The sequence below is a fragment of the Paenibacillus sp. P4_A7 genome (assembly GCF_056402455.1).
The window spans coordinates 57,349-63,418 of the sequence record NZ_JBFUHJ010000009.1 but is presented as its reverse complement, the minus strand read 5'-3'; the positions used below and the strand labels follow the sequence as shown (position 1 = coordinate 63,418).

The 6,070-nt window shown below is 42.3% G+C and carries 4 protein-coding genes and 2 pseudogenes; all 6 read left to right on the top strand.

The features are described 5' to 3' along the window. Nucleotides 1-211: pseudogene (locus AC1DWN_RS02870) on the top strand (response regulator); the annotation flags it as partial. A gap of 264 nt (nucleotides 212-475) precedes the next feature. Then, a pseudogene (locus AC1DWN_RS02865) lies at nucleotides 476-589 on the top strand (LPXTG cell wall anchor domain-containing protein); the annotation flags it as partial. 140 nt (nucleotides 590-729) lie between these two features. After that, the gene (locus AC1DWN_RS02860) at nucleotides 730-2,289 is read left to right on the top strand and encodes a response regulator transcription factor (protein ID WP_477557431.1); all 1,560 of its coding nucleotides are present in this window, start codon (nucleotides 730-732) and stop codon (nucleotides 2,287-2,289) included. Continuing rightward, a complete protein-coding gene (locus AC1DWN_RS02855; RefSeq protein ID WP_477557430.1) occupies nucleotides 2,286-4,010 on the top strand; it encodes a sensor histidine kinase in 1,725 nt (574 codons plus the stop codon). The genes AC1DWN_RS02860 and AC1DWN_RS02855 overlap by 4 nt, the downstream gene beginning before the upstream one ends. Nucleotides 4,011-4,182: 172 nt before the next feature. After that, nucleotides 4,183-5,127, top strand: coding sequence for an ABC transporter permease (locus AC1DWN_RS02850; RefSeq protein ID WP_477557429.1), 945 nt, complete (start codon nucleotides 4,183-4,185; stop codon nucleotides 5,125-5,127). A gap of 28 nt (nucleotides 5,128-5,155) precedes the next feature. Next, on the top strand, nucleotides 5,156-6,052 hold the full coding sequence (locus AC1DWN_RS02845; protein ID WP_477557428.1) for a carbohydrate ABC transporter permease: 897 nt from the start codon (nucleotides 5,156-5,158) through the stop codon (nucleotides 6,050-6,052). The last annotated feature ends 18 nt before the right edge of the window (nucleotides 6,053-6,070 follow it).

Sequence of the window (6,070 nt, the reverse complement as noted above, 5' to 3'; positions counted from 1 at the left end):
AGATAAATCAATTACATGGTATGATGAAATTTGCTTGAATCATGTTCAAGAGGAACAGGCTCACTTTTCTCTTATGAAAATATATGAAGCTATGGACCATCATTTACTCGTTAATCGACAATATAGTATTTTAACTACAGCATTGTTAACTGAATTTAATGAACAGCCTAGTGATTATATTATAGAATGGTATAAACAGCGGGAGGCTTAATCTTTATGATTAAACCGCTCTTGTTGAGGATTGGTTCAGATGTGAAATCTATTATTGAAGTAGTCACAGATATATACAAGAACGGTGGTTTAGAATTCATACCGACCAACACCGACAGCAACAGTTAAGCCAAGTCCGACGCCGGTTGCAACGGTTAAACCTACCCCATCACCGGGGGAAGATGGACTTGAGCTTGATGATGAAGGCACCCCAGCTGGTGGTTCTCATGGTGACAAAGGAAATAATGGTGATAAGGAATCTACGGTAGGAGTACTTCCTAAAACAGGTGAAAATAGTAAGCTCCCTCTTTATATGACTGGTTTTGCTTTAATCGCGGCGGGAATTATGCTGCGAAAAAAGCGCGTAAATAAAAAGTAAAAAGAAGAAGGACCTGAGAGGCATATTATCTCAGGTCCTTCTTGATGTTTCAAAGGAATTGTGTGAAAATTGTCGAAACAATAAACATAATTTTTAAAAAAGAGAAATTGCGCTTATCACTCAATAATTGATCGAGGTGAATGATGGTGTTTAAGATGCTCATCGTAGACGATGAACCTTTCGAGCGGGACGGCGTAAAATTTCTAATCGAGAAGTATGGACTGGAACTGGAGATATTTGAAGCGGATAGCGGAGAGAGTGCGCTTGAATTTATGAAGCATCATCCTATTGACATCTTATTCTCAGATATTCGCATGAAAGGAATGGACGGTCTCCAGCTTGCCTCCAATGTTCGGGAGCTGAATATCCCGGTTAAGGTAATCTTTATGAGCGCTTATGGCGAGTTTGAATACGCTCAGAAAGCGATTGATGTGAATGCGATACGATATATTTTGAAACCGGTTCAAGTTAATGAGTTTTTGAAGGTAGTATCTCAGGTTATCCACATGTGCGAGCAGGAACAGCAGGAAGTGGAGCGGCAGGAGCAGCTCGAGAAGGCTTATGGACAAGGTATCCGTTACGAGAAGCAGAAGCTTGTTTCGCAGTTAATTCATGGGGAAGCCACAGATTATCAGGACGAATCCAGTGAATCACAAGCTCCAACTCCGATGTTTACTGGTTCTCAGCCGATTCGTATGGTTATTTTGGACTCTCGCAGCCGTGTTTTCGATTTGTCCGATCTAGACTTCGAAAGTATGATCAGCGAATGGGTACAAAGGCCGCATGAAGCATTCAATTTGAATGAATATCAGAGCTTGCTCTTCATGGAAGTGTTGGAGGGAGAAACGACTGCAGACTTAGAAAGTCTTGGAAACTATATCCTGCAACAATTCAAAAAAACCTACGACACCGATCTGTTTGCAGCATTTAGCGGTCCAATTGCGAACATTGGCAGCCTCCGAGTCGCATATAACGAGATGGAGTCGGTTTTAGAAAATAAATTTTTCTATGATAAGGGTGCGGTATTGTTTGCCGAAGGTGCCTGGATAGGCAGCAAAGCTTCCGAAGGCGTGGAAGAGAAAATAACAGAAATTGCGAAAGACGTGGAGCGTAAGGATTTTACCTCTGCCCGTATTCGTTTCGAGAAGTTGTATGAGATGCTGCAGGCTGGAACGCAGATTTCTTCAATTTTTTTGAAGTACAACTGTATGGAAATTTTGAAAATGACGTTTGACTACGCGCCGAAGAAAAATACGGAGCAATTCAAAAAAACATTGGAAAATATTTATAAGTCGAACAAACTGAGTGAGCTATGCGTGTTGATGATTACGATGCTGGAAAGCTGTGAATCGTCGGATGGTCAAACGGCTGATTCAAACCGTAAAGTAATCGAATCGATTCTCCGAACGATCCATAACGAGTACAATCGGGGACTGTCAGTTGATGAGCTGGCAGAAAGCGTTTACTTAACTCCTAACTATTTGAGTCATTTGTTCAAAAAGCAGGTAGGTGTCAGTATCATCAAGTACATCACGAATACGCGTATGAAGAAGGCCAAGCAGCTGCTTTCGGAAACAAATAAAAAAGTAGCAGACATAGGTGAAGAGACAGGTTACGTCAACGTGGCTTATTTCTGTTCCTTGTTTAAGACTCATTACGGTAAGACACCGACTCAATTTCGGGAAGAGCTGGACGTATGATCCGCGTCATCGCTCGTCAATGGAACCATCTTCGCCTGAAACCGAAGTTGTTTTTATCTTATTTGTCGGTCATCCTCATTCCAATTATGGTACTCGGAATCTATTCATACTGGCAGTCCAAGCAGCTGCTGGACACGCAAGCCGAGCAGGCGTTGGACCGGAACGTCGATACGATGGCTGAGTATTTTAATTTCAAGTCGGAGTTGTATAATAATACGGCGAATTCGATACTGTACCATAGCAAGATACAACAAATCGTCAGTACAACCTATCTGGATTACGTAAACCTGAACAACGATCTCAATCAATATGTTTATCCGAATTTTAATCTGATTCGGATTACGAACAAAGATATTAACCAATTAACCGTTTACACGGAGAATGACATGCCTGAGTCTGGGTTTGCCATTTTATCTGCCCGGCGATTGCCTGAGCTTCCTTGGTACAAGGAGGTTGGAACAATTATAGATAAACAGTTATGGATCCGGTATATGTCCGATCTATATTTCGTAAGCCCTTTTCCGCGTCTGCTCGTGAAAGGTCAGAATAATATATTGGTCATGAAGATTAACGAAAAAGGATTATTCGACCGGGTCGACGAACTAATGCCAGGTAATGGGGTAATCGTGACAAACTCGCGAGGCGGAGTTCTCTATTCAAATTCCGAAAAATATGCGCAAAAATTTGACTTGGGCAATCTGGATGATAGGGATATCATCAGGGCGGCGGAGAGCGGAACTGTGCATATTAACAATCAGAAATTGCTAGTTCTAAGTAAAAGCATACCTCAATCGGGATGGTTGATCTATACCTATGTTCCTGTAAAAAACGTGTCGTTGAACGCTGGCAAGATTTTGACCGCTACTTCGATTGTTGCGGGGGTATGTGTGCTCATTCTCCTTCTACTCATTTCAGTGTTGACTAACAATATGATGAAGAGAATTCATATCTTTGTGTCTTGGATGAAACGTGTTGAAGCCGGAGAGATGGATCTGCAGGTAAAAACGGAAGTAAAGGATGAAATCGGAGAACTGATGATCCGGTTTGGGAATATGCTCAAACGACTCAATGAGGTGATTCAGGAGTCGTATGCGAGTAAAGTTATACAGAAAGACGCGGAGCTTCGCGCTTTACAAGCACAAATTAACCCTCACTTTTTGTACAATACGTTGTCATTCGTCAATTGGAAGGCGCTGCGTAGCGAAGAGCATGACATCAGTCACATCGTAGTCTCCTTGTCGAAATTTTACCGTACTGCCCTTAACAAAGGTGGACAAATTATTACCGTCCGGGATGAGCTTGAGAACATCCTGTCCTATTTGGAAATTATGCTGATCATGAAAAATTACAATTTTGAAGTCGTGTACGATATTGATGAGCGGGTCTATTCGTATCGGATGATCAATCTCGTCTTGCAGCCGCTCGTGGAAAATGCAATTCAGCATGGCATCGATAAGAAGGATGACGGCCGCGGTCAATTGAAGCTGACGGCTCGACTAGAGAAGGAAACGGTTGTATTTACGGTGGAAGATAACGGATACGGTATCTCCAAGGAATTGATCGGAGATTTACTGACGGTTCAGTCATCCGGCTATGGCTTGAAAAATGTGAACCAACGGCTTCAATTGAAGTTTGGCGATGAATATGGGATCACGATCAGCAGTACAATTGGCGAAGGTACCGTCATGAGAGTAACAATCCCTCAGTTGAGGGAAGCATAGTAATTGGTTGACTCTGTCCTCTTTCTAGGGTGCAGAGTCTTTTTATTTAATCGCGGAGAAATCTGATATGGATCGGAGATTTGTGATATATACGACAATTGGGCCCGCTGATATGCTTATATCAAGCAAATGTAATCGCTATCATGGCTGTTTTAGAAAGGAGGAACTCATAATGAGCGAGGTCACCGCTGCGAGGAAAGTGAAAATCGCAGATAAGAAATGGAGCAATTGGAGAAAGTATCGTGTCCTACTCCTAATGCTGGTTCCAGGCATGATGTATTTCTTGGTATTCAATTACGCTCCGATGTATGGTGTAGTTCTGGCGTTTAAAGACTACAAATTTTTGGAAGGAATTATGGGGAGTCCTTGGGTAGGCTTCAAGCATTTTGAAAAGCTGTTTGCTGATGCCTATTTTTACACGGTGCTTAAAAACACGATCATTATTAGTTTTTACAAATTACTGTTTGGTTTTCCGGTTCCGATTATTTTCGCTTTATTATTAAACGAAATAAATAACGCCAAGTTTAAAAAATTCGTACAAACGATATCGTACTTGCCGCACTTCATATCATGGGTCATTCTTGGCGGTATTTTCTTCTCCATCTTTTCTTGGGAAGGACCGCTTAATACGGTCATCACGATGTTTGGAGGCGACCCGATCCTTTATTTAGCGGATGATCGGTATTTCCGTACGGTGCTCGTTGTCACTCATATTTTCCAAAGCTTCGGCTGGGGCTCCATTATCTATTTCGCGGCGTTGTCTGGCATCGATACGCAAATGTATGAAGCAGCAATTCTGGATGGAGCAGGTCGATTTAAGAGGATGTGGTACATTTCGATCCCAATGATCGCTCCAGTAATAGCCATTATGCTGATCCTTTCTATGTCAGGGATATTGGATGCAGGCTTCGATCAGATTTTCAATATGTATAACGTCAAAGTTTATAGTGTGGCAGATATTATTGACACTTATGTGTATCGAAAAGGTTTGGTGGATATGGCTTACAGCTATGCTACTGCAGTGGGTTTGTTCAAATCAGTTGTAGCACTCATTCTTATCTTCACTGTCAACCAAATCATGAAAATGATGGGCCAGAAGGACAGTGCGATATGGTAAACGCATGGTCATTTGGAGGTGTTCCGTTATGCTTACAGTAAAGAAGACACAGGGCGAAAAAATCTTTGACGTTTTCCTCTATGTATTTATGTTCTTGCTTCTGCTGATTACATTATATCCATTCTGGACGCAGGTGATCATTTCCATGGATGGAGGAGGGTCGAAGAGCACGGCATACTCGTCAGGGCTCGTATTATTTCCTTCACAATTTACATTGGACAGCTACAAATTAGCGTTTCAATATGATGCGTTATGGTACGGGTATAAAAATACGATTATACGAACCGTACTTGGAGTGGTCTTGTCAGTTGTGTTCACAACCTTAACGGCCTTTCCGCTCTCGAAGAAGGACTTGCCATTAAACCGAATTTCTACTGGGCTTATCCTATTCACGATGCTGTTCGGAGGTGGACTTATCCCTTCCTATCTTTTGATAAAAGAGCTTGGCATGTACAACACAGTATGGGCACTCGTTGTGCCGGGAATGATCACTGCTTTTAACGTTCTCATCGTCCGCAACTTCTTCCGTTCACTGCCTGAAGAGATTGAGGAATCAGCTCGAGTAGACGGCGCAGGATATTTGAGAATTTTTTTGCAAATCGTTCTTCCACTGTCCAAGCCTGTATTGGCGACGATCGCCTTATGGGTTGCGGTAGGCCATTGGAATGCTTGGTTTGATAGCCTGATCTACATCTCAGATCCAAAAAGTCAGGTACTTCAGGTCATATTGCGCAAAATTATTATCGAGAACAACACCTCTGGCTTGATGTTGGCTATGCAAAATCTAACCCAGCATTCGGAATTTTCCGGCAGGCAGCTACAAGCCACAATGATTATGTTCTCCATTATCCCGATGTTAGCTATCTATCCTTTCGTTCAGAAGTATTTCGTAAAAGGCGTTATGGTTGGCGCTATCAAAGGGTGATGCCGTCCCGTACRGATC

What these genes read in the sequence shown, in the direction of transcription:
- AC1DWN_RS02850 (WP_477557429.1), top strand. Translation starts at nt 4,183, where the DNA reads ATGAGCGAGGTCACCGCTGCGAGGAAAGTGAAAATCGCAGATAAGAAA.
- AC1DWN_RS02855 (WP_477557430.1), top strand. Translation starts at nt 2,286, where the DNA reads ATGATCCGCGTCATCGCTCGTCAATGGAACCATCTTCGCCTGAAACCG.
- AC1DWN_RS02860 (WP_477557431.1), top strand. Translation starts at nt 730, where the DNA reads ATGATGGTGTTTAAGATGCTCATCGTAGACGATGAACCTTTCGAGCGG.
- AC1DWN_RS02845 (WP_477557428.1), top strand. Translation starts at nt 5,156, where the DNA reads ATGCTTACAGTAAAGAAGACACAGGGCGAAAAAATCTTTGACGTTTTC.